General features: G+C 64.5%; 18 protein-coding genes. 15 read left to right on the forward strand and 3 right to left on the reverse strand.

The annotated features are described in order from the left end of the window. Positions 1–4: 4 nt before the first annotated feature. The 13 genes from NYE40_RS06485 to NYE40_RS06545 all read left to right on the forward strand — a co-directional run bounded on the left by NYE40_RS06485 (position 5) and on the right by NYE40_RS06545 (position 18,733). A complete protein-coding gene (locus tag NYE40_RS06485) occupies positions 5–871 on the forward strand; it encodes a carbohydrate ABC transporter permease (protein WP_028600426.1) in 867 nt (288 codons plus the stop codon). Positions 872–882: 11 nt separating this feature from the next. Further along, the gene (locus NYE40_RS06490) at positions 883–2,373 is read left to right on the forward strand and encodes a gluconolactonase (RefSeq protein ID WP_339279611.1); all 1,491 of its coding nucleotides are present in this window, start codon (positions 883–885) and stop codon (positions 2,371–2,373) included. Positions 2,374–2,375: 2 nt separating this feature from the next. Next, positions 2,376–2,996 carry a Yip1 family protein gene (locus tag NYE40_RS06495; protein ID WP_028600427.1) on the forward strand — a complete coding sequence of 207 codons (621 nt, stop codon included), beginning with the start codon at positions 2,376–2,378 and terminating at the stop codon, positions 2,994–2,996. A 12-nt stretch (positions 2,997–3,008) separates the two neighbouring features. Further along, positions 3,009–5,591, forward strand: coding sequence for a DUF5696 domain-containing protein (locus NYE40_RS06500; RefSeq protein ID WP_339279613.1), 2,583 nt, complete (start codon positions 3,009–3,011; stop codon positions 5,589–5,591). Beyond that, positions 5,588–6,487, forward strand: a complete 900-nt coding sequence (locus NYE40_RS06505) for a sugar ABC transporter permease (RefSeq protein ID WP_339279615.1) — start codon at positions 5,588–5,590, stop codon at positions 6,485–6,487. The genes NYE40_RS06500 and NYE40_RS06505 overlap by 4 nt, the downstream gene beginning before the upstream one ends. 80 nt (positions 6,488–6,567) lie before the next feature. Next, on the forward strand, positions 6,568–7,533 hold the full coding sequence (locus NYE40_RS06510; RefSeq protein ID WP_101809433.1) for a carbohydrate ABC transporter permease: 966 nt from the start codon (positions 6,568–6,570) through the stop codon (positions 7,531–7,533). Positions 7,534–7,591: 58 nt separating this feature from the next. Continuing rightward, positions 7,592–8,656, forward strand: a complete 1,065-nt coding sequence (locus NYE40_RS06515) for a glycosyl hydrolase (RefSeq protein WP_101808704.1) — start codon at positions 7,592–7,594, stop codon at positions 8,654–8,656. Next, entirely contained in the window at positions 8,653–11,196 is a 2,544-nt protein-coding gene (locus NYE40_RS06520; protein ID WP_101808705.1) for a glycoside hydrolase family 2 protein, read from the forward strand. The genes NYE40_RS06515 and NYE40_RS06520 overlap by 4 nt, the downstream gene beginning before the upstream one ends. Continuing rightward, the gene (locus tag NYE40_RS06525) at positions 11,193–12,890 is read left to right on the forward strand and encodes a cellulase family glycosylhydrolase (protein ID WP_339279619.1); all 1,698 of its coding nucleotides are present in this window, start codon (positions 11,193–11,195) and stop codon (positions 12,888–12,890) included. Before NYE40_RS06520 ends, NYE40_RS06525 begins: the two co-directional genes overlap by 4 nt. 184 nt (positions 12,891–13,074) lie before the next feature. After that, complete coding sequence (locus NYE40_RS06530) at positions 13,075–14,850, forward strand: sensor histidine kinase (protein ID WP_339279620.1); 1,776 nt, start codon at positions 13,075–13,077, stop codon at positions 14,848–14,850. A 119-nt stretch (positions 14,851–14,969) separates the two neighbouring features. Next, positions 14,970–16,688, forward strand: a complete 1,719-nt coding sequence (locus tag NYE40_RS06535) for an ABC transporter substrate-binding protein (protein WP_028600434.1) — start codon at positions 14,970–14,972, stop codon at positions 16,686–16,688. A 200-nt stretch (positions 16,689–16,888) separates the two neighbouring features. Beyond that, positions 16,889–17,752, forward strand: coding sequence for an ABC transporter permease subunit (locus tag NYE40_RS06540; RefSeq protein ID WP_228551822.1), 864 nt, complete (start codon positions 16,889–16,891; stop codon positions 17,750–17,752). A 15-nt stretch (positions 17,753–17,767) separates the two neighbouring features. After that, a complete protein-coding gene (locus NYE40_RS06545; protein ID WP_052333585.1) occupies positions 17,768–18,733 on the forward strand; it encodes a carbohydrate ABC transporter permease in 966 nt (321 codons plus the stop codon). Between the two features lie 1,011 nt (positions 18,734–19,744). On the opposite strand, the gene NYE40_RS06550 is transcribed toward NYE40_RS06545, so the two are convergent. The 3 genes from NYE40_RS06550 to NYE40_RS06560 all read right to left on the reverse strand — a co-directional run bounded on the left by NYE40_RS06550 (position 19,745) and on the right by NYE40_RS06560 (position 22,700). Then, entirely contained in the window at positions 19,745–20,344 is a 600-nt protein-coding gene (locus NYE40_RS06550; RefSeq protein WP_028600437.1) for a response regulator transcription factor, read from the reverse strand. Beyond that, positions 20,341–21,573: a sensor histidine kinase gene (locus NYE40_RS06555; RefSeq protein ID WP_101808708.1), complete on the reverse strand. Its 1,233-nt coding sequence runs from the start codon at positions 21,571–21,573 to the stop codon at positions 20,341–20,343. The genes NYE40_RS06550 and NYE40_RS06555 overlap by 4 nt, the downstream gene beginning before the upstream one ends. Before the next feature lie 101 nt (positions 21,574–21,674). Next, positions 21,675–22,700 (reverse strand): fatty acid desaturase, encoded by a 1,026-nt coding sequence (locus tag NYE40_RS06560; protein ID WP_028600438.1) that lies wholly within the window; start codon positions 22,698–22,700, stop codon positions 21,675–21,677. A gap of 193 nt (positions 22,701–22,893) precedes the next feature. On the opposite strand from NYE40_RS06560, the gene NYE40_RS06565 reads away from it, so the two are divergent. Both NYE40_RS06565 and NYE40_RS06570 read left to right on the forward strand, forming a co-directional pair. Continuing rightward, positions 22,894–23,376, forward strand: coding sequence for a zinc ribbon domain-containing protein (locus tag NYE40_RS06565; RefSeq protein WP_052333587.1), 483 nt, complete (start codon positions 22,894–22,896; stop codon positions 23,374–23,376). 305 nt (positions 23,377–23,681) lie between these two features. Further along, positions 23,682–24,542, forward strand: a complete 861-nt coding sequence (locus tag NYE40_RS06570) for a cation diffusion facilitator family transporter (RefSeq protein ID WP_339280028.1) — start codon at positions 23,682–23,684, stop codon at positions 24,540–24,542. The last annotated feature ends 129 nt before the right edge of the window (positions 24,543–24,671 follow it).

The raw sequence follows: 24,671 nt of genomic DNA on the forward strand, positions 1-24,671 counted from the left end.
GGCCGTGAACTTCTCGTTGCCGCTTCGCCGCAAGCGGGTGAACCGCTCGCTCGGAGGCACGATCTCGCTGTTCGCGCTGCTCGTGCTGTTCGGCTGCTTCATGATCCTGCCGCTCGTCTATGCCGTCAACAACGCCTTCAAGCCGCTGGACGAGATTTTCCTGTTCCCGCCGACGCTGTTCGTCCGCAATCCGACGCTCAACAATTTCGTCGACCTGTTCGCCCTGATGGGCAACTCGTGGGTGCCGTTCTCGCGCTACATCTTCAACACCGTCTTCATCACCGGCGCGGGCATCCTCGGCCATGTCGTGCTCGCCTCGGCGGCGGCGTACCCGCTCGCCAAGCATAAGTTTCCCGGCAAGAAGGCGATGTTCGGCATCGTCGTCCTGTCCCTGATGTTCACGCCTGCCGTAACGGCCATCCCCAACTACATGATCCTGTCGTGGCTGGGCCTGATCGACACGTACTGGGCCGTCATCGTGCCGGCGTTCGCCTACTCGCTCGGCCTGTACCTGATGAAGCAGTTCATGGAGCAGATCCCGGATTCGCTGCTGGAGGCCGCCAAGATCGACGGCGCGAGCGAATACCGCATCTTCTGGACGATCGTCATGCCGAACGTCAAGCCGGCCTGGCTGACGCTCGTCATCCTCCAGTTCCAGATTCTGTGGGGGACGGACGGCAACGGCTTCATCTACAGCGAGCAGCTCAAGTCGCTGCATTTCGCGGCGGGCCAGATCGTCGCCGGCGGCATCGCGCGCGCCGGAGCGGCGGCCGCGGTCGCGCTCATCCTCATGAGCGTGCCGATCACGATGTTCATCTTCTCCCAGAGCCGGATCATCGAGACGATGGCCACCTCGGGAATGAAGGATTAGGAGGGAAGTCCATGAAACTCCATGCGTGCCTGCTCTCGCTGTCGGCGGCGGCGCTGCTGGCGCTCGGCCTTCCCGGCCCGGCCTTCGCCGAGTCGGCGCCGTACGAGAGCTACAATTACGACTCCTGGAGCGACGCGGTGCCGGCTCCGGCCGCCTACTTGCCGGAGAAGAGCGTGAGCGGCGCCGACCTCGGCGTCGGCGATTTCGTCGAGCCGAGCGACATCGCCGTATCCGCCCGCGGCCTGCTCTACATCGTCGACAGCGGCAATGCCCGGATCGTCGTCGTGGACGGGGACTGGCGGGTGAAGTCCGTCATCGACCGCTTCGAGCGGGACGGACAGCCGGACGGCTTCAGCAATCCGACGGGCCTGTACGTGGACGAGGGCGAGCAGCTCTATGTCGCGGATTCCGGCCATTCCCGGATCGTAGTGCTCGGCGCCGACGGAGCCTTCATCCGGACGATCGAGAAGCCGAGCTCCGACATCCTGCCCGACGGATTCGCCTTCACGCCGCTGAAGGTGGCCGTCGACAAGGCCGGGCGCGTCTATGTCGTCGCCAAAGGCATTTTCGAGGGCATCATGCAGTTCGACGGCAGCGGAGCGTTCATCGGCTATGTCGGCACGAACAAGGTGTCTCCGGACTATGCGGAATATTTCTGGAGGATGCTCTCGACCAAGGCGCAGAAAGCCCAGATGGTGCTGTTCGTCCCGACGGAATTTTCCAATCTCGACATGGACGGCAAAGGCTTCCTGTTCGCGACGAACATCGACCCCGGCTCGCGCGAGCCGATCAAGCGGCTCAACCCGTCCGGGGATGACGTGCTCAAGCGCTTCGGCTACTTCGACGTAGCCGGGGACGTCCGGTATCGCTCGGCGGTGGGGCCGTCGCGGATGATCGACGTGAACGTGCGCGAGAGCGGCCTCTACAGCGTGCTGGACTCCAGCCAGGGCAAGGTGTTCACCTACGATCATGAAGGCAATCTGCTCTACATCTACGGCGGCAAGGGCAGCCAGCGCGGCACGGTCAAGACGCCGGCGGCGATCGAGCAGCTCGGCGACCGGCAGCTCGTGCTGGACCGCGGCCGGGCGAGCATCGAGGTGTATGCCCCGACGAGGTACGGCAGCGCCGTCAACAAGGCGGCCGGGCTGCACTACACCGGCGACGAGCTGCAGGCGGTTCCCGCCTGGAAGGAAGTGCTGAAGCTGAACGCCAACTTCGACCTCGCCTACATCGGCATCGGCAAGTCGCTGCTGATGGAGCGCAAGAACAAGGAAGCGATGACGTACTTCGAGCTCGGCATGGACCGCGACTCCTACTCGGTCGCCTTCAAGCGATATCGGCGCGAGGTGATGAAGGAGCACTTCGGCACGGCGCTGATGATCCTGCTCGCCGCCGTCGCCGCGTACGCGCTCTGGCGGCTGGCCGGGCGCAGGCTGCTGCGCGGCGGACGGTCCGCCGGACCGCCGCCGCCATGGACTTCATCGAAAGCGAAGGAGGGCTGAGCATGAAGCGAAGCGACCTGTCTTTTCCGCTGCATCTCATCGTGCATCCGTTCGACGGCTATTGGGATCTCAAATATGACGGCCGCGGCCGCGTCCGGATCGCGCTGATCGTGCTCGGCCTCGTCGTCGTCTCCACGATCGTGCAGAGCCAGTATGCCGGATTCCTGGTCAACTACAACGATCCCCGGCAGCTCAACAGCATCGTCCAGCTGCTGACGATCGTCGTGCCCTTTTTCCTCTGGTGCGTCTCCAACTGGTCGATCACGACGCTTCTGGACGGGGAAGGGAAATTCAAGGAGATCGTCATGGCGACGGGCTACGCGCTCGTGCCGATGGCGCTGATCTACCTGCCGATGACCGTCGCCAGCCGCTTCATGGTGATGGAGGAGACGGCCTTCTATTACCTGATGCTGTCGGTCGCCTCCCTATGGTTCGTGGCGCTGCTGTTCGTCGGCACGATGACCGTGCATCAATACACGGCGCTCAAGACGATCGTGACGATGGCGCTGACGGTCGCCGTCATGGGCATCATCGTTTTCCTCGGCACGCTGGTCGCGAGCATGGCGCAGCAGATGATCGAGTTCGTCGTCAACATCTATCGGGAATTGTCTTTCCGCACTTAAGGGGGCGCAGCTGTGAAAAAACCGAAGAGAACAACGGCGGCCTGGATCGGAGGCGCCGTCTGCGTCGCGGCCGCCTGCGCCGTCCTGCTGCTGGGCGACCGGGGGGCGAAGGCGGTGCCGGCCTCGGCCTACGCGGACGTCGCCGCGCCGCTGGAGGCGGGAGCGGAGCTGAAGGCTCTGCCCGACGCCACGGACGGCGTGCCCGGCATGATCCTGGCGGCCGAATCCGACCGGCTCTCCTTGTACTACGACATGGAGACGACCGAGATCGCCGTCAAGGACAAGCGGCAAGGAGACGTCTGGTACAGCAATCCGCCCGAGCGCGAGTCCGACGCCAAGGCTTCGGGCTTCGAGAAGGAGCTGCTCTCCTCGCAGCTGTCCGTCTCGTTCCGCGATTCCGTCGGCACGCTGGAAACCTATACGAACTTCGCCCAGAGCATCTCCTCCAAGCAGTTCAAGGCGGAAGCGATTCCGGGCGGCCTGCGGGTCGTCTATACGATCGGCGACACGTCGCTCGGCGTCGACGCGCTGCCTCGGCTCATCACCAAGGCCCGGCTGGAGGAGAAGGTGCTCTCCAAGCTCGACAGCTCCTCCGCCAAGTACGTCGAGAAGCGCTATTATCCGACCGAGGCCGATCCCGAGCTGCTGGAGCGCCTCGACGCCCAGGTTTCCAAGCCGCTCGTGCTGAGCAAGATGACCGAGGCGTTCGAGAAGGCCGGCTACACGCCGGACGATCTCGCGGCCGACAACGCGGCCGCCGGCATCGAGGGCGGAGCCGCCTCGACCAAGCCGAACTTCACCGTGCCGCTGGAATACCGCCTGGACGGCGGCTCGCTGCGGGCGACCGTGCCGATGGGCCGGGTGGAGGAGGGCGCCGGCTATCAGATCCGCAGCCTCGACGTGCTTCCTTTCTTCGGCGCGGCCGGCAGCGGGGAGCAGGGCTACATGCTCGTGCCCGACGGCTCGGGCAGCCTCATCCATCTGGGCAACGGCAAGGTGAAGGAAGAGCAGTACGTGCAGCGCATCTACGGCATGGACCCGAACGACAACAGCTGGCGGCGCGGCCAGGTGAGCCAGAGCGCGCGCATGCCCGTGTTCGGCCTGAAGGCGGGGAACGCGGCGTGGCTCGCGACGATCGAGCAGGGCGACGCGCTCGCGAGCGTCGCGGCCGACATCAGCGGCAAGAAGAACAGCTACAACTTCGTCCACAGCCGCTTCCACGTCCGCGGCGAGGACGTGCTGGAGCTGTACACCGGCAACAAGGTCCAGGAGATCCAGCTGCTGAACGACCGGCTTCATCGGGGAGACCTCACGGTCCGCTACAGCTTCCTCGACCATGACGCCGCCAGCTATTCCGGGATGGCGGCCGAGTACCGCTCGCAGCTGCAGGCGTCCGGCGTCCTGCAGCCGCTGCAGGAGCAAGGGAGCCTTCCCTTCTACCTGGACATTCTCGGCGCGGTCGACAAGCGGAAGTCGTTCCTCGGCGTGCCGTACCGCTCGCTCGTGACGATGACGACGTTCGAGCAGGCGGGAAGCATCGCCGAGCAGCTGAAGCAGCTCGGCGCGAGCCGCGTCCTGATGCGCTACGAGGGCTGGTCCAGCGGCGGCGCCGAGCACGGCTCCCCGGACTCGCTCCGGGCTGCGGGCGGCCTCGGAGGAGAACGCGGCCTCAAGGCGCTGCGCCAGCAGCTGGAGAGCCAGGGCGGCCTGCTGTTCCCGGACACGGCCTTCCAGCGAATCTACCGGGACGACGGGGGCTTCAAGCCTTCCGCGGACGCGGCGCGCTTCGTCACCCGCGAGCAGGCGGAGCTGTATCCGTACAACCGTGCGCTGAGCCGGATGGACATGACGCTCGGCTCCTTCTACCTGCTGTCGCCGACGAAGCTTCCTTCCTACGTGGACGCCTTCCTCGCCGGCTTCAAGCGGCAGGACGCCGCCTCCGGAGTCGCCTTGCGCGATCTGGGCGACGTGCTCGCCTCGGATTACCGGGAGGGGCGGGTCGTGCAGCGGGAGGCGGCCAAGACGATCGTGGAGCGGGAGCTCGGCAAGATCTCCGGCAGCGTCGGCCGGACGCTGCTCGTCGGCGGCAACGCGTACGCCTGGAAGGACGCCGACCATCTCGTCGACGTGCCGACGGGCTCCAGCGGCTTCGTCCTCACCGACGAGGAGGTGCCGTTCTACCAGATGGTCGTCCACGGCTCCATTCCCTACGCCGGGCAGGCGTGGAACCTGGCCGACGAGCAGGACATGCGCAAGCAGCTGCTGCGCTCGCTGGAGCTGGGAGCGGCTCCGCGCTTCTATTTGTCGCATGAGCCGTCGTCCAAGCTGAAGTTCACCTCGTTCGACGCCCGCTTCTCCTCGGAGAGCGGCCTCTGGCTGAAGGAAGCCGCCGCGCTCTATCTCGAAGCCGACAAGGCGCTCGCGCCGGTGCAGAACGACGTCATCGCCGAGCATGTCCGCCATCCCGGCGGGGTCGTGGAGGTGCGTTACGCCAAGGGCACGACGTTCCTGATCAACTATTCGGATCAGCCGCAGACCGTGAACGGGCGGACGCTCGCGCCCGAAAGCTACTGGATCGGAGGGAAGGCCTCATGAGAATGGCACCGCTGTCGCTGGCCCGCAAGCGCTCCTTGCTCGGGCTCGCGTTCATCGCGCCCTGGCTGCTCGGCTTCGCGTTCCTGTTCGCGGCTCCCCTGCTGCAGTCGATCCGCTTCAGCCTCAGCAAGCTGACGGTCGAGCCGGGCGGCTACGCGCTGCAGTCGGTCGGCCTGGACAATTTCCGGAATGCGCTGTTCGTCGACGCCTCGTTCAACCGGATCCTCACGCAATCGGTCGCCGAGATGGCGCTGAACGTGCCGATGATCCTGTTCTTCAGCCTGTTCTCCGCGACGCTGCTGAACCAGAGGTTCCGGGGCCGGGCGCTGGCGAGGGCGGTGTTCTTCCTGCCCGTCATCCTCGCCTCGAGCGCGATCTCCGCGGCGGAGGCGTCCGGCCTGATCAACCTCGTCGGCGATGCGACGGCCGTGAACGAGATGGCCGGGTCCAGCTCGTCCTACAACGCGATGTCGATGGTCATGCTGCTCGGCGACGCGGGGCTGCCCGACGCCTTCGCCGACTATATCGTCAGCGCCATCCTGCGCATCTACGACATCATCACGAGCTCCGGCGTGCAGATCCTGATCTTCCTCGCCGCGCTCCAGTCGGTGCCGTCGGCGATGTACGAGGTCGCCAAGATGGAAGGCGCGACCGCGTACGAATCGTTCTGGAAGATCACCTTTCCGCTCGTGAGCCCGCTCATCCTGACGAACGTCATCTATACGATCATCGATTCCTTCAGCGGCAGCGCCGTCACGGACACGATCTTCAAGACGGCGTTCACGACGCAGAACTTCGGCTTGAGCGCGGCCATATCGTGGATCTACACCGTCATCGTCGGCATCATCCTGGCCGTCATCGGCTGGACGCTGTCCCGCAAGGTCCACTACGACTGACCGAATAGAAGGAGGAGGAAACCGATGCAGGCAATGCCCGAGGCCGCTCCCGCCGCGGCCGAACCGTCCGGAGCCCAAACATGCGGCTGCAGAAGGCGGGGAAGAAGTCGGCCGACATGCTGTACGTCCTGTTCCGCTACCTGCTGCTTGCGGGAATCTCGTTCATCATTCTCTACCCGCTGCTCATGAAGGTGTCGATCGCCTTCAAGGACAAGGCGGACATCTACAACCCGACGATCTACATGATTCCCGTGCACTTCACGCTCGACAACATCCGCATGGCGGCCCAGATCCTCGACTACGCGCCGCTGCTCGGGAATACGCTGCTGTTCGCCGCGGCGACGACGGCGCTGACGGCGGCCTCCTGCGCCCTCGCCGGATACGGCTTCGCCCGCTTCCCGTTCCCGGGCAGCAGCGTCCTGTTCGGGCTGGTCATCCTGACGATCCTCGTGCCGACCGGCACGCTGATGGTGCCGATGTACCTGAACTTCCGCAGCTTCGACCCGCTCGGCCTCGTCCAGCTGCTGACGGGCAAGCCGGGCTTCAACCTGCTCAACACATACTGGCCCTCGCTGATCGCCTCGGCGACGGCGATCGGGCTCAAGGCGGGGCTGTTCATCTACATCTTCCGCCAGTTCTTCAAGGGCATGCCCAAGGAGATCGAGGAGGCCGCCCTCATCGACGGCGCGGGCGGGCTGCGCACGTTCGCCAGCATCATGATGCCGAACGCGGTTCCGCCGCTCATTACCGTCGTGCTGTTCAGCTTCGTCTGGCAGTACAACGACACGTTCTTCACCTCGCTGTTCATGAACGAGCTGAAGCTGATGCCGACCAAGATCAGCACGCTCGCCGCGCAGGCGAACATGCTGATCCCGGGCATGCTGGGCACGTCCGCCGGCGGGGGAGCGGTCAAGGCCGATCCGAACCATGTGGCGATGATCATCGACACCGGCATCCTGCTCGCGATCCTTCCGCTCGTGCTGCTTTATCTCGCCGTGCAGCGCTATTTCGTCGAGAGCGTCGAGCGCAGCGGCATCATCGGCTGACCCGCCCCGGCGCTTGCCGGCGGCAGCCGAATCCAGACTTGGCAAGGAGGAAGGAACGATGGAACAGCTACGCGACTCCCGGTTCGGCGGGCAGGGCATGGCCGATCGCGACGCCGGAGACGGCGCTCGGCGGCTCATGGCCTTCCTGAGGGACCAGTACGGCCGCAGATGCTTGACCGGCCAGCAGATCGGCGTCGCCTCGACGCCGGAGCTGGACCTCATCCGCGAGACGACGGGGCATTATCCCGCGATCGGCGGGTTCGACTTCATGGACTACTCTCCGTCCCGCACGGAACGGGGATCGTCCGGCAAGGACACGGAGCTCGCCATCGACTGGTGGCGGAGCGGAGGCATCGTCACGTTCTGCTGGCATTGGAACGCGCCGCAGGATCTGATCGACGAGCCGCCGGACAAGAGCTGGAGCAGCGGCTTCTATACGAAGGCGACGACGTTCGATCTGGCGCGGGCGCTGGCCGACGAGGACTCCGACGGCTACCGGCTGCTCCTGCGCGACATCGACGAGATCGCGGTCCAGCTGGCGAAGCTGCAGGAGGCCGGCGTGCCGGTGCTGTGGCGGCCGCTGCACGAGGCGTCCGGCGGCTGGTTCTGGTGGGGGGCGTCCGGCCCCGAGGCGTGCATCGCCCTGTGGAACCTGATGTTCCGGCGGCTGACCGGCCTGCATGGCCTCCACAACCTGATCTGGGTGTGGAACGGACAGCATGCGGACTGGTACCCGGGCGACGAGACGGTGGACATCATCGGCGAGGACATCTATCCGCCGGCGCGCAGCCACGAGTCGCAGGCGGGCCGGTACCGGCTCGCCCGATCGTTCTCCGCGGAGGACAAAATCGTCGCGATGACGGAAAACGGCGCGCTGCCGGACCTCGACGCGATGGCCGCCGAAGGCGCGCTCTGGGCGTGGATCTGCACCTGGTACGGGGAGTACGTCTATGAGCGGGGCGGCGAGGACGGCCGCATCGCCTACTCCGGCAAGCATACCGAGGCGGAGCGCCTGCGGGCCTTTTACGCCCATCCGCTCGCCCTCTCCCGCGACCAGCTGCCCGACCTGGCCTCCTATCCGCTCGCCGGCGAGCTCCGCGCGGCCGAGGGAGGGCGGGCATGACGGCATCTGTCCTTCGTTTTCGCCAATGGATGTTCAAGTCGAGCGGCAGCGACGAATGGATGCCGGCCGTCGTTCCCGGCTGCGTGCATGCCGACCTGCTGCGCAACCGCGTCATCGCCGATCCGTTCGGCTCCGACAACGAGCGCGAGCTGCAATGGATCGACAAGCTGGACTGGGACTACGAGACGAGGTTCGACGTTCCGGCGGAGATGCTGCTGCTGCCGAGCCTCGAGCTGGAGTTCGACGGGCTGGACACGTATGCGGACGTGAGCCTCAACGGCAGGCCGGTGCTCTCGGCGGACAACATGTTCCGCCGCTGGAGCGCCGACGTCAAGGGCATCGCGGCGGAAAAGGACAATGTGCTCCGCGTCGTCTTCCGCTCGCCGGTCCGCGAGGACCTGCCGAAGCTCCAGGCGCTCGGCATCGCCCTGCCCGCGGCCAACGACCAGTCGGAGCTCGGCGGCCTCGGCGACGACAAGATCAGCGTGTTCGCCCGCAAGGCGCCGTACCACTACGGCTGGGACTGGGGACCGCGCTTCGTCACGAGCGGAATCTGGCGAGAGGCCCGGCTGGCCGGCTGGAGAGGCAGCCGCATCGCCGACTTCTTCATCCGCCAGGACGAGATCACGGCGCAGACGGCCCGGCTGACGGCGCAGGTCGAGGTGCGCACGCTGGCCGCATGCGCCGCCGTCCTGCGCATCAGCGAGGGCGGGCGCCGCTGGGAGCGGCAGGTGGAGCTGCGGCCGGGGACCGACGTCCTGTCGGTGGAGCTGGAGCTCGAGCAGCCGCGGCTCTGGTGGTGCCGCGGCCTCGGGAAGCCCGAGCGCCATGCCTTCAAGGCGGAGCTGCTCCGGCTGGACGACGGGGAGCCGATCGACGAGGCGACGGTCGTGACGGGACTGCGCACGGTCCGTCTGAATACGGAGCGGGACGAGCGCGGAAGCCGCTTCGTGCTGGAGCTGAACGGCGTGCCGGTGTTCGCCAAGGGGGCCAACCACATCCCGCATGACAGCTTCCCGTCCGAGGTGCCGGTGGAGAAGTACCGGGCCGAGGTCGAGGCGGCCGCGGAATGCGGCATGAACATGCTGCGGGTATGGGGAGGCGGGCTGTACGAGGACTCGGCGTTTTACGACCTGTGCGACGAGCATGGCCTGATGGTGTGGCAGGACTTCATGTTCGCCTGCAGCATGTATCCGTCCGACGACGCCTTCCTCGCAAGCGTGGCGGCGGAGGCGGAGGACAACCTCAAGCGGCTGAGGCGCCATCCCAGCCTTGTGCTGTGGTGCGGCAACAACGAGATCGACTCCGCCTGGTCGCAGTACGACGAGCAGGGAGGCTGGGGGTGGAAGGGCCGCTTCTCGGCGGAGCAGCGGAGCGCGATCTGGAGCGGCTACGAGAAGCTGTTCCATGTCCTGCTGCCCCGGGCGGTCGAGGCGTTCTCTCCGGGAGTGCCGTACTGGCCGTCGTCCCCGCTCGCCCGGCTGTCCGGCGATGCCGGCCAGCACGGGCATGCCGATGCCGGCGAGGGCGACGTCCATTACTGGGGCGTGTGGCACGGCATGGAGCCGTTCGAGGCGTTCCGCGGCAACGTCGGACGGTTCATGAGCGAATACGGCTTCCAGTCGTTCCCGCAGCTGTCGACGATCCGAACCTATGCGGAGGAGAGCGAGCTGGAGCTGGAGTCGAGGCCGATGCTCGCGCATCAGAAGCATGGCGGCGGCAACCAGCGGATCCGGCATTTCATGAACCTTTACATGAGCGAGCCCAAGGACTTTCCGTCGTTCGTGTATCGGAGCCAGGTGCTGCAGGCCGAGGCGATGAAGGAGGCGATGGAGGCCCACCGGCGCGCCAAGCCTTATTGCATGGGCAGCCTGTACTGGCAGATGAACGACTGCTGGCCGGCGGCCTCCTGGTCGGGCATCGATTATTTCGGCCATTGGAAAGCGCTCCAGTATCAGGCGAAGCGCAGCTTCCGGGAGACGCTCCTCTCGTTCGGCGACAGCGGAGGCTTGCGTTCCCTGCATGCGGTGACCGACCGTCCCGGCGGCGTCCGCGGGAGGCTGACGCTGCGGCTGCTGGAGTTCGACGGCACGGAGCGGCGCCGCGAGGCCATGGAGGTGCGGCTGGACGAGGCCGGCTCCTCCGTCCTGCTGGCTTTTCGGGACGAGGATTGGCTCGGCGGGCTGCCGGCGGACTCCGCCGTGCTCGTCGCCGCCCTCGAAGAGGACGGAGGGGCGCCGCTTGCGGAGGCGTGGCATTATTTCGTCCCGCTCAAGCAGCAGCGGCTGGAGCGGCCGCGCATCGCCGTCACCGAGGCGGAGGACGGAAGCTGGACCGTCTCGTCCGATACGCTGGCGCGGCAGGTGCGGCTGGCGGCGGAGCAGGCCGGACGGTTCTCGGACAATTTCTTCGACGTGCTGCCGGGCCTGCCGAGGACGGTATCGTTCCACGGCGCCTCGGGGCAGCCGGCCCGGCCCGGCCGCATCTCCTGGATGTCCATGCAGGACACCGGAGCGGACCGGATCGAAGGCGGCTCATGAAGGCATACCACAAGCGATGGGCTGCCGCGATGCTGGGACTGGCGGCCGCAGCGGCCGTCTGCGCCGTCCTGGCGGCGATGCTGGTCAAGCCCGAAAAGGAGATGGCGATGGACGATTATGTGAAGCGCATGCAGCCCGGGTGGAATTTGGGCAATACGTTCGATGCGATCGGAGACGAGACTTCATGGGGCAATCCGCGGACGACGAAGGATCTCGTCGAGGCGGTGGCCGGCCAGGGCTACCGGAGCCTGCGGCTGCCGGTCACCTGGTTCCACCGGACCGGGCCGGGGCCGGAATACCGGATCGATCCCGCTTTTCTGGACCGCATCCAGGAAGTCGTCGATTGGTCGCTCGGCGCGGACCTGCTCGTCATGCTCAACCTGCATCATGATTCCGGCGAGTGGATCAAGGACATGCAAAGCAACCCCGACGAGGTGAAGGCCCGCTACGAGGCGCTCTGGCGGCAGATCGCGGAGCGGTTCCGCGGCTATCCCGAGCAGCTGATGTTCGAGAGCGTCAACGAGCCGCGCTTCTCGGACGACTGGAACAAGGACGATCCCGCGTACTTCGCGATGCTCGACGAGCTGAACGTGGCCTTCCATGAAATCGTGCGCGGCTCGGGAGGAGGCAACTCGCGGCGGCCGCTCGTCCTCTCGTCGATGACGGCCAGCGCGTCGCAGGCGAGGCTGGACGAGCTGCTGCGGACGATGCGCAAGATGGAGGACGAGCGGCTGATCGCGACGATCCACTATTACGGCTACTATCCGTTCAGCGTCAATCTCGGCGGAGCGACGACGTTCGACGAACGGGCGAGGCGCGACCTGGAGGAGACGTTCGACCGCGTGGCGGCGACCTTCTCTCCCGCCGGCATCCCCGTCGTGCTCGGCGAGTTCGGCCTGCTCGGGTTCGACAAGTCGCTGGACACGGTGCAGCAGGGGGAGAAGCTCAAGTATTTCGAGCATCTGGCGTACTACGCCCGCGAGAAAGGCTTCGCGACGATGCTGTGGGACAACGGCCAGCATTTCAACCGCCTGACGCGCAGCTGGCCGGACGCCCGGCTGCGGGAGACGATGGTCGCCGGCTGGACCGGCCGCTCCTCCACGACGTCGCCCGACACCGTGTACATGCAGGCCGGCGAGCCGGCGGCGGAAGCCGTGCTGCAGCTCGATCTGAACGGCAACCGGCTGCAGGCGGTCGCCGCGGGAGAGCGGACGCTGAAGGAAGGCGCCGACTACACGGCGGAGGACGGCCAGCTGAAGCTGTCGGCGGCGCTGCTCTCGTCGCTCGTCGGCGGCCAGGCCGGCGATGCCGCCCGGCTGACGCTGTCGTTCAGCGGCGGAGCGGACTGGGACGTGTTTGTCGCCGTCGTCTCGCAGCCCGTGGCCCAGGATTCGACCGGCTCGATCGAGGGGCTGGCGATTCCGGTCGCGTTTGGCGGCGAGCGGCTGTCGACGCTGGAGGCCGAGTACGAGGACGGAGGCGTGCCGGGGCCTGGCGAGTGGACTCCGTTCAAGGAGTACGGCCTGGCGTTCGCGCCCTCCTATCCGACGGGCGACATCATGCTCAAGAAGCCGCTGCTGGAATCGCTGCAGGAGGGGCGCAAGGTCCGGCTTCGCCTGCATTTCGGGAGCGGCGCCGTGCTGAGCTACAGCATCGTGCGCGCAGGCTCCAAGATCGAAGGAAAGGCGGGCTGAGCCCGCCGGGGAACGGCCGCTCTCGCAAAGAAAGCGCCTTCCCGCATCGTCCCTTTCGGTAGACAGGGCGGCGAAAGCCGACTAAAGTCTACTTGAAAGGGCTTTTTTTGCTTGGAGCCGCCAGCGGCGGCAGCGCAAGGTCCTTAATCGAAACAGAGACGGGGATACGGAGATGCGATTCAGCTTGAACCACGTCCGCCTTCGCAAAAAGATGCTCATCGTCTATATCGTCTGCGTGCTCATCCCGATCGTGCTGACGAACATCGTCTTTTATCAGGTGACGACCCATAACGTCCGGCAGCAGAAGCTGAGCGACATCTCGGCGGCGATGGACCAGATCCGGCGCGACTTCCTCGACCAGATGGACGTCGCGGCCGGCATTTCTTCGATCTTCTACACCGACGCCAAATTCAACGAGGCGATCGAGCGCTCCTACACGAGCTCCTCGGAATATGTGGATGCCTACTACGCGGACATCTACGCCACGATGTACCGCTACTCGCCGATCTACAAGGCGATCCGCGACGTCGCCATCTATACCCCCAATCCGACCATCGTCGGGGGCGGCGGGATGCGGCCGATCACGGAGGAGGTGGAGGCCTCCTCGTGGTACCGCGCGCTCGCGCTCGGCGGCGGCGACGGCTCGCCGATCGTCATCCGCAGCGTCAACGAGACTTCCCACGGTCCGGAGACGGTGTTCAGCTTCGTGCGCCGGCTCGACTATTTCGGCCAGAAGCACGGTCGTTATTCGATCCTCAAGATCGACATCGGCTACAGCGCCATCAGCGCGCTGATGCGCAACGCGACGCTGCAGGGAGACGTGTACCTTGTCGGGCCGGAAGGCCGGATCGAGGCGGCGTCCGGCAGCGCGGAGCGGCAGCAGGAGCAGGCGTCGTTCCTGCCCGAGGCGCTCGCGGCCGATGCGATCTCGGTGAGCAAGCCGATCGCCAACGTCGATTATTTGCGCGGCTGGAGTTTCGAGGGCGCGTTCCCAGAGCATCGGGTGCTGCAGGACGTGTACAAATCCCGCGACTTCGTCGTCTACCTCGCGCTGCCGAACATCCTCGTGCCGACGCTCATCATCCTCTGGTTCACCCGCTCGCTCAGCTCGCGGCTCGCCCGCATCCTGCACCAGATGAAGCGGGTGCGCAACCATTCGTTCGAGCCGGTCGAGCAGCCCGACTACCGCGACGAGATCGGCCAGCTGACGAACGAGTTCAACCGCATGACGCTGCAGATCAAAAGCCTGATCGACGACGTCTACCTGGCCGACATCCTGCGCAAGGATCTCGAGATCAAGCGCAACCAGGCGCAGCTGCATGCGCTGCAGAGCCAGATCAATCCGCATTTCCTCTTCAACGCGCTGGAGACGATCCGCATGCGCAGCCTCATCAAAAAAGAGGAGGAGACGGCCAAGATCATCCACAACATGGCCAAGATCTTCCGTCGCTCGCTCTCCTGGGACCGCGACTGGATGACCGTGCGCGAGGAGCTCGAGCTGATCCACTGCTTCCTCGAGATCCAGAAATACCGCTTCGGCGACAAGCTGGACTACTCCGTCGTGGCCGACGACGAGGCGCTCGGCTGGCTCGTGCCGAAGATGTCCGTCCTGCCGTTCGTCGAGAACGCCAGCATCCACGGCATCGAGAAGAGCAAGCGCGGCGGCAGCATCAACCTCTTGTTCCGCGTCGAGGGCAGCGCGCTGATCGCCGAGGTGGTCGACGACGGAGCCGGCATGGAGCCGGAGGAGCTGGAGGCGATCCGCGGCGGGCTGCAGCGGGACGAGCCTTTCGGCGACCATGTCGGCATCCAGAACGTCTATCGGCGCTTGCGCCTTTATTACGGCGAACGGTTCGAGCTGCAGATGGACAGCGTCCGCCGCCAGGGCACGAGCGTGCGCATCCGCCTTCCGCAGCGCGAGGAAATCGCGGAGCCGGCAGCGATCCGAGGCAACTCCTAAACTTTTTAGGGTAGGAGCTAAAGTTTGCAGGGGTGTCGGTAAAGCGCTTCCGTCATAAAATGAAAGTGCTTACAGGAACAGCTGCACATTCACGGACGATAGGGAAGGGGAGCAAAGAGATGGTCAAGACGAAAAAGGGCTTGCTGGTCCTCGCGGTAGCGATGGCCACGGCGCTGGCCGGCTGCAGCGGCAACTCGGGCAATTCCGGGAACGCGGGCAGCAACGGAGGAGCGGCAGCTCCGGAGGCATCGGCGAACGCGGGCGCAGGCGAGAAGGCGGCGCCGGCGAAGGATCCGGTCACGTTCACGTATTTCAACGCCGGAGCCCAGGTGCCGAACATCGAGTCCAACAAGACGAAGATCGGCAAGCTGCTCGAGGAGCAGACCGGCGTCAACTTCAACCTCCAGTATCCGGTCGGCGACGTCAATACGAAGATCGGCACGATGATCGCGAGCGGCAACTATCCGGACGTGCTCTCGCCGGATACGGCCATCGACAAGGTGCTTGACGCCAAGGCGTTCATCCCGCTCAACGAGCTGATCGAGAAGCATGCTCCGAACATCCAGCGCGTCTATGGCCCTTACATGAACCTGATGAAGGCGGAGGACGGCAACATCTACTTCCTGCCGTTCAGCCCGGTCGTAGGCGAATACATCTCCAACCCGACGATCGAGCAGGGCGCGTTCTTCATCCAGCGCCGCGTGCTGAAGGAAGCCGGCTATCCGAAAATCAAGACGCTGGACGAGTACTTCGACCTGATCGACAAGTATAAGGCGAACCACTCCGGCGACAAGCTGACCGGCTTCACCTCGCTCATCTACGACTGGCGCACGATGGGCATCTTCAACCCGCCGATGCATCTGGCCGGCTATCCGAACGACGGCGACGTCATCGTCGACATGACGAGCCACGAGGCCAAGACGTATTCGAACACCGACAACACGAAAAACTGGCTGAAGAAGCTGAACGAGGTCAACAGCAAGGGACTTTACGACGAATCCTCGTTCGTCAACAACTACGACCAGTACCTGGCGAAAATCTCCTCCGGCAACGTGCTTGGCTTCTTCGACTACGGCTGGCAGGTGAACCAGGCGCTGCAGAACATCAAGAAGACGGGCAACGACGACCTCGACTACATGCCGCTGCCGATCGTGTTCAGCGGCGTCGAGAAGGACCAGTACCTCGATCCGCCGTCCTTCGTCAACAACCGCGGCGTCGGCATCACAACGTCGGCCAAGGATCCGGTGCGCATCATCGAGTTCTTCGACAACATGCTCAAGGAAGAGAACCAGGTGCTCATCCAGTGGGGCGTCAAGGGCGAGGAGTACGAGGTGGACGACAAAGGCCGCTTCTACCGCACGCCGGAGCAGATCGAGATGCTCAAGGACAACAAGACGCAGGAAAGCATCGGCTTCTCCTACTTCAACTACAGCTGGCCGATGTACGGCGGCGGTTCCACGCTGGCCGACGGCAACTCGTTCAACGCCGGCCGCCAGCCGGAGGTCGCGCAGGCTTCGTTCACCGAAGGCGACAAGCTGATTCTCGAGAAATACGGCGCGAAGACGTTCTCCGACCTGTTCGCCAAGCCGGATGAGCGTCCGTGGTACCCGGCCTGGAGCATCTCGCTGGAGCAAGGCTCGCCGGCGCAGATCTTCACGCAGAAGTCCAAGGACCTCAAGCTCAAGTACTTCTCCAAGCTCGTGCTGGCGAAGCCGGAGCAGTTCGACGGCATCTGGGACGAATACCTCAAGGAATTCAACAAGCTCGACGTGAAGGCCTACGAGGAGACGATGACCAAGGAAGTCGCCGCGAAGATTGCCAAGACGCAAGGCAACTGAGAACAGGCTGAATGGTTTCGGACCGGACCGGGTCAGTCGCACCGGTCCGGTTTTTGCCGATCGGCATGCCGGTTGGATAGGAGAGGAGAGATACGATGCGCAGCCAAGAAACCGCCGCCGTCCGGTCCGCGCCGTCCGCGGAGCCGGGAAAGGTAGGACGCTGGTTCAGGACGCTGTCCAAGCAGAAGGCGCTGGTGCTCATGTCGGTGCCGTTCGTCATCTGGATTTTCATCTTCAAATATGTGCCGCTGTGGGGCTGGACGATCGCCTTCCAGCATTACCGCCCGAACCTGGGCATGTTCGAGCAGGAGTGGGTCGGCCTCGAGCAGTTCCGCTTCCTGTTCTCCGACGACTCGTTCCTGCGCGTCCTGCGCAATACGCTGGCGATGGCCGTCATCAAGCTGGTGCTCGGCTTCGTCACCGCGATCGCTCTGGCGATCCTGCTCAACGAGGTGCGCATCGCGTTCTTCAAGCGCGCCGTGCAGACGATCAGCTACCTGCCGCACTTCATCTCCTGGGTCGTGGCGGCGAACATCATCTCGACGGCGCTGTCGATCGACGGCGGCATCGTCAACGAGCTCTTGATGTGGCTCGGCATCATCGACCGGCCGATCATGTGGCTCGGCGTCGGCCATTACTTCTGGGGCATCCTCGGCGCCTCCGAGGTGTGGAAGGACGTCGGCTGGAATACGATCGTCTATCTGGCGGCGATGACGATGATCGATCCGTCGCAGTACGAGGCGGCCGAGATCGACGGCGCGAACCGGATGCAGCGCATCCAGCACATCACGCTGCCGGGCCTCAAGCCGGTCATCATCATCCTGCTCATCATGAACCTCGGCAACATCCTCGAGACGGGCTTCGAGCCGCAGTACCTGATGGGCAACGGCATGAACGCCGACTATTCGGAGAACCTGGAAATCTTCGTCCTCAAATACGGCATCTCGATGGGCAACTTCTCGCTCGCGACCGCGGCCGGCATCTTCAAGACGGTCGTCAGCTTCATCCTGCTGTTCGGAGCCAACTCGCTGGCGAAGCGTCTTGGCGAGCAGAGACTGTTCTAAAAGGAGCGATGTATCATGGCAACACCGGCAGCGCAGCAGGTTGGCGCGGGCAAGAAGCCCGAAAAGCCGCGCAAGGTGTACAAACGGTTCCAATCCCCGGGCGACCGCCTGTTTGACCTGTTCAACTTCATCTTCCTTTCCCTGCTCGTCATCTTCACGCTCTACCCGTTCCTCAACACGCTGGCCGTGTCGCTGAACAACGCCAACGACTCGATCCGCGGCGGCATCTACTTGCTGCCGCGCGACTTCAGCCTCGACAACTACAAGTACGTGTTCCAGGAAGCGACGATCTTCCACGCGACGCTCGTCTCCATCCTGCGGACGGTCATCGGCACGATCGTCACGGTGTTCTGCTCCGCGATGGTCGCCTATACGATCAGCCGGCCGGAGTTCCTGCTGCGCCGCTTCGTGACGGTGACGTTCATCCTGACGATGTACCTGAACGGCGGCCTCATCCCGAACTACCTGCTCATGCGCGACCTGGACCTGATCGGCAGCTTCTGGGTGTACATCGTGCCGGGCATCATCGGGGTGTTCAACATGATCGTCATCCGCTCCTTCATCGAAGGGCTGCCGGAGGGGATCATCGAGTCGGCGCGCATCGACGGCGCGGGCGAGTTCCGCACGTTCATGCAGATCGTCATTCCGCTGGCGCTGCCGGCGCTCGCCACCGTGGCGCTGTTCACCGGCGTGTTCCAGTGGAACTCATGGTTCGACGTCTTCCTGTACAACTCCGAGAAGGCCAACCTCAGCACGCTGCAGTACGAGCTGATGAAGATGCTGGCCAACTCCAACTCGAACTCGTCGATGACGTCCGCCTCGGCGTTCGCCAACAGCGCCAACGCGAGCGCCAACTTCGTCACGCCGACGTCGATCCGCGCGACGATGACGATCGTGGCGAGCTTGCCGATGATCATCGTTTATCCGTTCCTGCAGAAATACTTCGTCAAAGGCATGACCGTCGGCGGCGTGAAGGGCTGAGCCGACGGGAAGCCGCTGGCCCCCGCCGCTCGGAAGCCTGGCTTCTGAGCGGCGGGGGTTATTGGCGTAGTCCGCCGCTTCGCGGACGGCTGGAGTCGCTTCGCGGGCGAAGCTGCGTGCCGAGTAGAGCCGCTGCGCGGACGAAGCTGCGTGCCGGGGAGAGCCGCTGCGCGGACGGAGCTGCGTGCCGGGGAGAGCCGCTGCGCGGACGAAGCAGCGTGCCGAGGACAGCCGCTGCGCGGACGGAACCTCCCTCCGATTCCGCTGAAGCCCAGATTCCTCTGATCTCCCTTTCCGAAACGGAAGGAATCCGGCCTTCAAGGGAACCGCTGCCGCTTCTCCAGGAGGATTCCGTCCGCTCCGCTGGGCCAGCACGCCCACTGCCGCAGCACAAGCGACCTTTGCTCCAAGTCCAACTTCGCTCGGATGGTCGCGCTTCACTTGACCTACCAAGCGATCGTCCGCCGGACGCCTGCAACCCGACATTTTCGGGTTACAGCCACTGGCCCGAGCTCCCGGACGCCCGCAACCCGACATTTTCGAGTTACAGCCTCTGAATCGAGCTCCCGGACGCCTGCAACCCGACATTTTCGGGTTACAGCCTTTGAACCGAGCTCATGGACGCCTGCAACCCGACATTTTCGGGTTACAGCCATCGAGTTGCGCTGCGGTACACTAACTCGGAGAGGAGTTGCTCGGTTTATCCGCGTAACGGCGGAGCTAGGGCAGCGGCTGGAGAGGAGTTACTCGGTTTATCCGAGCAACGTCGGCGCTAGGGAAGTGTTTGGAGTGGAGTTACTCAGTTTATCCGAGCAACGTCGGCGCTAGGGAAGTGTTTGGAGTGGAGTTACTCAGTTTATCCGAGCAACGGCGGAGCTACGGCGGCGGCTGGAGAGGAGTGGCTCGGTTTATCCGCGTAACGGCGGCGTTAGAGCAGCAGCCAGAGCAGGCGAGGAGCGAAAATAAGGCCGCAGAAGCCGATTAGTCGGCTTTTGCGGCCTTTACTCAATTTCACTTGAACCAGCCCTTCTCCTTGAAGCGGGAGACGGCCTCGATCCGGTTGCTGACGCCGAGCTTGTCGAGGATGACGGAGATGTAGTTGCGGACCGTGCCGCTCGAGAGGTACAGCTGGCTCGCGATCTCCTTGGTGTTTTTGCCGGCGGAGACGAGCTCCATCACTTCCCGCTCGCGTTCGGTGAGCGGGTTGCTCTCGTTGTACACCTCGTCGACGAGCTCGGGCGCGTACAGGCGGCGTCCTTCCATGACGCTGCGGATGGACGTGGCGAGCTCGTCGCTCGAGCTGTCCTTGAGCAGATACGCCTGCACGCCCGCCTTGAGCGCCCGCTCGAAGTAACCGCTGCGGGCGAACGTCGTCAGGATCATCACCCGGCAGCCGCTGTCCTTCAACTGCTCGGCCGCCTCGAGCCCGTTCATGACGGGCATCTCGATGTCCATGATGCAGATGTCGGGCTTGTGCTTGCGCACGAGCGCGACGGCGTCCTCGCCGCTCGTCGCCTGGCCGACGACCTGCATGTCCTCCTCGAGGTCGATGAGGGAGCCGAGAGCGCCCAGCAGCAGCCGCTGGTCCTCGGCAAGCACGATTCGGATCATTGGAAATCCTCCTTTTCTCTGCGGCTGACATTATGCGGCGCAATCATATACAGCGTCGTGCCCGGCCTTCCGGCAGCGCCGTCCGTCCCGGCAGCGCGCGTCCCGCCCTTTGAATCCGAGGCTTTCGCGCCGGCGGCCGACTTCGAATCCATACCGGCGCCTTGGCCGATCTGGAGGCTGCCGTTGATGAACTCGAGCCGCTCCTTCATGCCTTGCAGGCCGTTGCCCCGATCCTGGGCGCGCGGCAGCCGCATGCCGATGCCGTTGTCCTGGACGAGCACGCGGAGCAGGTCGGGCTTCTGCTCGATCCGCACGAGGCAGCGGGAAGCCCGGCTATGCTTGACGACGTTCGTGACCGCCTCCTTGACGCACATGCTGAGCACGTTCTCGGTGAAACGGGACGTATGCGCAAGCTTCGGATCGCCGACCAGCTCGAACTCGATCTCGGCCGCGCGCAGAATCTGGCCGACCCGCCCGAGCTCGTCCTCGAGCCGGGCTCCGCGCATATGCGAGACCATGTCGCGCACCTCCTGCAGCGCGATGCGCGCGGTCTGGTGCACGTCGCTCATTTCCGCGCGGGCCCGCTCGGGATTTTTGGAGACGAGCTTGCCGGCAAGGTCGCTTTTGAGGCGGATGAGCGACAGCTGCTGGCCGAGCGTGTCATGCAGGTCGAGCGCGATCCGCTGCCGCTCCTCCAGCACGAGCAGGTCGGCGATGCGTCGGTTGGCATCCTCGAGCTGCCCTTGGAGCCGCTCCTGCTTGAGCCAGTTGTAGCGGCTGAACGGCAGCACCGAGACGCCGATCAGCAGGATCGCGACGAAGGGCGACTGCTGGATGAAGAAGCGGTTATGCATGAAGTAGGCGGTATAGATCGTGGCGGCGACGAGCACGAGATGCACGACATAGAGGCTCGTGAAGCCGGCCCTGCTGCGCGTGTTGCCGATATAGAACGCCAGGAAGAAGCCGAAGTAAGGGTAGTGGAAATAAATCGTCATCGCCGCCGAAATGGCCATCTGGATCGCGATGCCGGTATACATCCGCCAGCCCCGGCCCTCGCGCGTGAGCCGGTAGCAGATGAAAAAGACGGCAACCATGAGGCTGCCGGCGAGAATGCTGCCCGTATCCGGGTAGCGGAAGATGAAATAGAACGGCAGGACGATGAAGGCCAGCCAGATATACGGTCCGAGCCCGGTGTTGCGGGGCAGGATCTGATTCCATTTTTGCTGCATGCGCTGCTTGCTCCTTGGGCCGGACGGCGGCGCTCAGGCCGCTGTCTTCCGGCGGGGATGGTTAGCCTCATTGTAGCATACTATCCGGCAAAATATCCGTCTCAGGCCGGGCGTCCGGTGGAGCGAAGCGGCGGCTCCGCGGCGCGGCGGATGCCTTCGCGGAACGTGACGAACTGGCGCCGCTCGTCGTCCCACAGGTTGAAGCGCAGCGACTTGAGGCTCGTGAGCAGCGTGATCGTCGTCGCATGCTCGAGCGGCGGCGCGGCTTCATGCGCCTGCTGCAGATGATAGTTCGGCACGCGCGGGCTTAGATGATGCACATGGTGGTAGCCGATGTTGCCGGTCAGCCATTGCAGCCAGGCGGGCAGCTTGTAGAACGAGCTGCCTTCTACGGCCGCCTTGACGTAGTCCCACTCTTCCTCATGCTCGAAGTAGGAGTCCTCGAACTGATGCTGGACGTAGAACAGCCAGATGCCGGCGGCGCCGGAGATCCAGAATACCGGCAGCTGCACGAGCAGGAACGACTGCCAGCCGATCGCCCAGATGAGCAGCGAGTAGAGGACGGCGATGCCGGCGTTGGTCAGCCAGGTGTTGCGGCGCTCCTTGAGGCGCGCGCCTTTTTCGTTGAAGCGGTAGGTGATCAGGATGAGCGCGATCGGTCCGACGACGAACAGCACGAACGGGTTGCGGTAGATGCGGTAGCGCAGCTTGGTCCAAGCGGACGCTTCCTTGTATTCCTTGACGGTGAGCAGCCACATGTCGCCCGTGCCGCGGCGCTCCAGGTTGCCGCTGCCGGCGTGGTGGATGTTGTGGCTGTGCTTCCATTGCTCGTACGGGAACAGCGTCAGGATGCCGAGCAGCGTGCCGAGCGCGTCGTTGGCCTTGCGGCTGCGGAAGAACGAGCCGTGGCAGCAGTCGTGGAAGATGATGAAGCTGCGGATGAGGAAGCCGGCCGCGAGCGCGGACAGCAGCAGCGTCAGGGCATACGAGACCTGCAAGCTGGCATAAGCCGCGATCCAGAGCAGGATGAACGGCGGGATCGTATTGAGCAGCTGGCGGACGCTGGCGGTCTTGTCGTTGCGCTCGAAGGGAGCGATCATCTTGCGGAGCTGTTTCGTCTGGTTCATGGCTTCCTCCCGTGTGGCCGTATGGCGCGCGGAGCGCTGCGGCTGATAATTCCAGTATAGGGAAAGAGGCGGGGCGCAGGCAGTCATAGCCGTAAGCGATCCGACATGACAACTGTCATGCCTTGCCGGTCAAGCTGCGATTGGTGTAGCCTTAGGGGAAGAACCTTCATCCCGGAAGCGGGGAGCGTGCATCATGTCCATATTCGACAAAATGAAGCAAGGAGCGGCCGAAGCGGCGAAGGCGGCTCAGCAGACGATGGAGACCGCGCGGCTCAAGTCCCAGGTCGCGCTTCGCCAGCGCGACATCTCGCGGCTCAAGAAAGAGATCGGCGACGCCGTGTTCGCCGCTTATATGAAGGACGACATGGCCGCCTCCCATGAGGCCGCCCATCGGCTCTGCCAGCAGATCGTGTCGGCGCAGGGGCAGATCGACCAGCTCGAGCAGCGCATCCGCGCGCTCAAGGCGCTCAAGGCTTGCGCGACCTGCGGGCGCGAGGCCGACCATGAGGCCCGCTACTGCCCGGATTGCGGCGCCCCCTTCCCCGAAGAGGGCGTGCTGCCGGCGCTGCAGCTCGAGGGCCAGGTGCATGTGCTCTGCGGCCGCTGCAAGGCGGAGAACCGGCTCGACGCCAAGCGCTGCACGCGCTGCGGCAGCGAGCTGGCCTCCTGGCAATAGGCGGCCTCGACCGCAGTCGCTGCGGTGCAGCGCGAGGCTACGAATCCAAGGCAGCTCCCTCTGCCTTGGATTTTTTTTTGCTGCCGCCGCGTGGAAAAAACGAGACGTCATCCTGCATAAAAATGGCATATCCAGAGCAGGCTAAGCGGCGTTGCAGGAGGCGGAAAGTGTTGCGCAGAGCCACAAAAAGGCGCATTAGGACAACAATGTTTCTCTAGACCCACTGGGGGATCGGACGGTAAGGTGGGGAGAGTGTTTTTTGAGAGGGGAAAGAAAACGTGTCTACCGAGCAACAATACGCCGATATGCGCCGAGGAGAGCGCGGAGCCTGGATCAGCATCGGCGCGTATGTCGTGCTGTCCATCGCCAAGATCGGCGCGGGCTACCTGTTCGCCTCCAAGGCGCTGTCTGCGGACGGCTTCAACAATCTGACCGACATCGTCGCGTCGTTCGCCGTGCTCATCGGCCTGCGCATCTCGCAGAAGCCGCCGGACGAGGACCATCCCTACGGACACTTCCGCGCGGAAACGATCGCCTCGCTCATCGCTTCCTTCATCATGGCGACGGTCGGCCTGCAGGTGCTGATCAGCTCCGTGCGCTCGCTGTTCGCCGGGCGCGAGGAGGCGCCGAACATCCTGTCCGCCGTCGTGGCGATCGTCTCAGCCGTCGTCATGCTCGGCGTCTATCTGTACAACCGCCGCCTCGCCCGGCAGATCAAGAGCCAGGCGCTGGACGCCGCGGCCAAGGACAATTTGTCGGACGCGCTTGTCAGCATCGGCGCGGCGGTCGGCATCGCCGGCGCTTCGCTCGGCATGCCGTGGCTCGATCCCGTAGCGGCGATCGCCGTCGGCCTCATCATCTGCAAGACGGCATGGGAAATTTTCTACGGCTCGACCCATGCGCTGACCGACGGCTTCGACGACGGCGAGCTGCGCACGCTGCGCAGCTCGATCGAGAAGGTCGAGGGCGTCAAGTCGATCAAGGACCTCAAAGCCCGCATCCACGGCAGCCATGTGCTCGTCGACGTCATCGTGACCGTCGACTCCAGGCTGAGCCTGGTCGAGAGCCATCGGATCAGCGACGAGATCGAGAGCCGGATGGAGCGCAAGCACAACATCATGAACGTGCATGTGCATGTGGAGCCTTACGAGCCGGAGCCGGCTTGAGCCTGCTTCCGTCCGTCAGCCCGCTTCCAAGTCCCTTCAGGGACGGAGGCGGGTTTTTTTATGTGAAAAAACGGAGCGGCCCCGGAGGCTCGGCGCGGGCGGGCCGCTCGTCCTAGCTTGAGGTGGCGG

This window comes from Paenibacillus sp. FSL W8-1187, assembly GCF_037965485.1.
Classification (GTDB): Bacteria; Bacillota; Bacilli; order Paenibacillales; family Paenibacillaceae; genus Paenibacillus_O; species Paenibacillus_O pasadenensis.

Coding starts and splice junctions, on each gene's coding strand:
- NYE40_RS06550 (WP_028600437.1), bottom strand. CDS start 20,344: ATGATCCGAATCGTGCTTGCCGAGGACCAGCGGCTGCTGCTGGGCGCT.
- NYE40_RS06515 (WP_101808704.1), top strand. CDS start 7,592: ATGGAACAGCTACGCGACTCCCGGTTCGGCGGGCAGGGCATGGCCGAT.
- NYE40_RS06495 (WP_028600427.1), top strand. CDS start 2,376: ATGAAGCGAAGCGACCTGTCTTTTCCGCTGCATCTCATCGTGCATCCG.
- NYE40_RS06555 (WP_101808708.1), bottom strand. CDS start 21,573: ATGCAGCAAAAATGGAATCAGATCCTGCCCCGCAACACCGGGCTCGGA.
- NYE40_RS06525 (WP_339279619.1), top strand. CDS start 11,193: ATGAAGGCATACCACAAGCGATGGGCTGCCGCGATGCTGGGACTGGCG.
- NYE40_RS06490 (WP_339279611.1), top strand. CDS start 883: ATGAAACTCCATGCGTGCCTGCTCTCGCTGTCGGCGGCGGCGCTGCTG.
- NYE40_RS06505 (WP_339279615.1), top strand. CDS start 5,588: ATGAGAATGGCACCGCTGTCGCTGGCCCGCAAGCGCTCCTTGCTCGGG.
- NYE40_RS06570 (WP_339280028.1), top strand. CDS start 23,682: ATGCGCCGAGGAGAGCGCGGAGCCTGGATCAGCATCGGCGCGTATGTC.
- NYE40_RS06545 (WP_052333585.1), top strand. CDS start 17,768: ATGGCAACACCGGCAGCGCAGCAGGTTGGCGCGGGCAAGAAGCCCGAA.
- NYE40_RS06535 (WP_028600434.1), top strand. CDS start 14,970: ATGGTCAAGACGAAAAAGGGCTTGCTGGTCCTCGCGGTAGCGATGGCC.
- NYE40_RS06510 (WP_101809433.1), top strand. CDS start 6,568: ATGCGGCTGCAGAAGGCGGGGAAGAAGTCGGCCGACATGCTGTACGTC.
- NYE40_RS06520 (WP_101808705.1), top strand. CDS start 8,653: ATGACGGCATCTGTCCTTCGTTTTCGCCAATGGATGTTCAAGTCGAGC.
- NYE40_RS06565 (WP_052333587.1), top strand. CDS start 22,894: ATGTCCATATTCGACAAAATGAAGCAAGGAGCGGCCGAAGCGGCGAAG.
- NYE40_RS06560 (WP_028600438.1), bottom strand. CDS start 22,700: ATGAACCAGACGAAACAGCTCCGCAAGATGATCGCTCCCTTCGAGCGC.
- NYE40_RS06540 (WP_228551822.1), top strand. CDS start 16,889: ATGTCGGTGCCGTTCGTCATCTGGATTTTCATCTTCAAATATGTGCCG.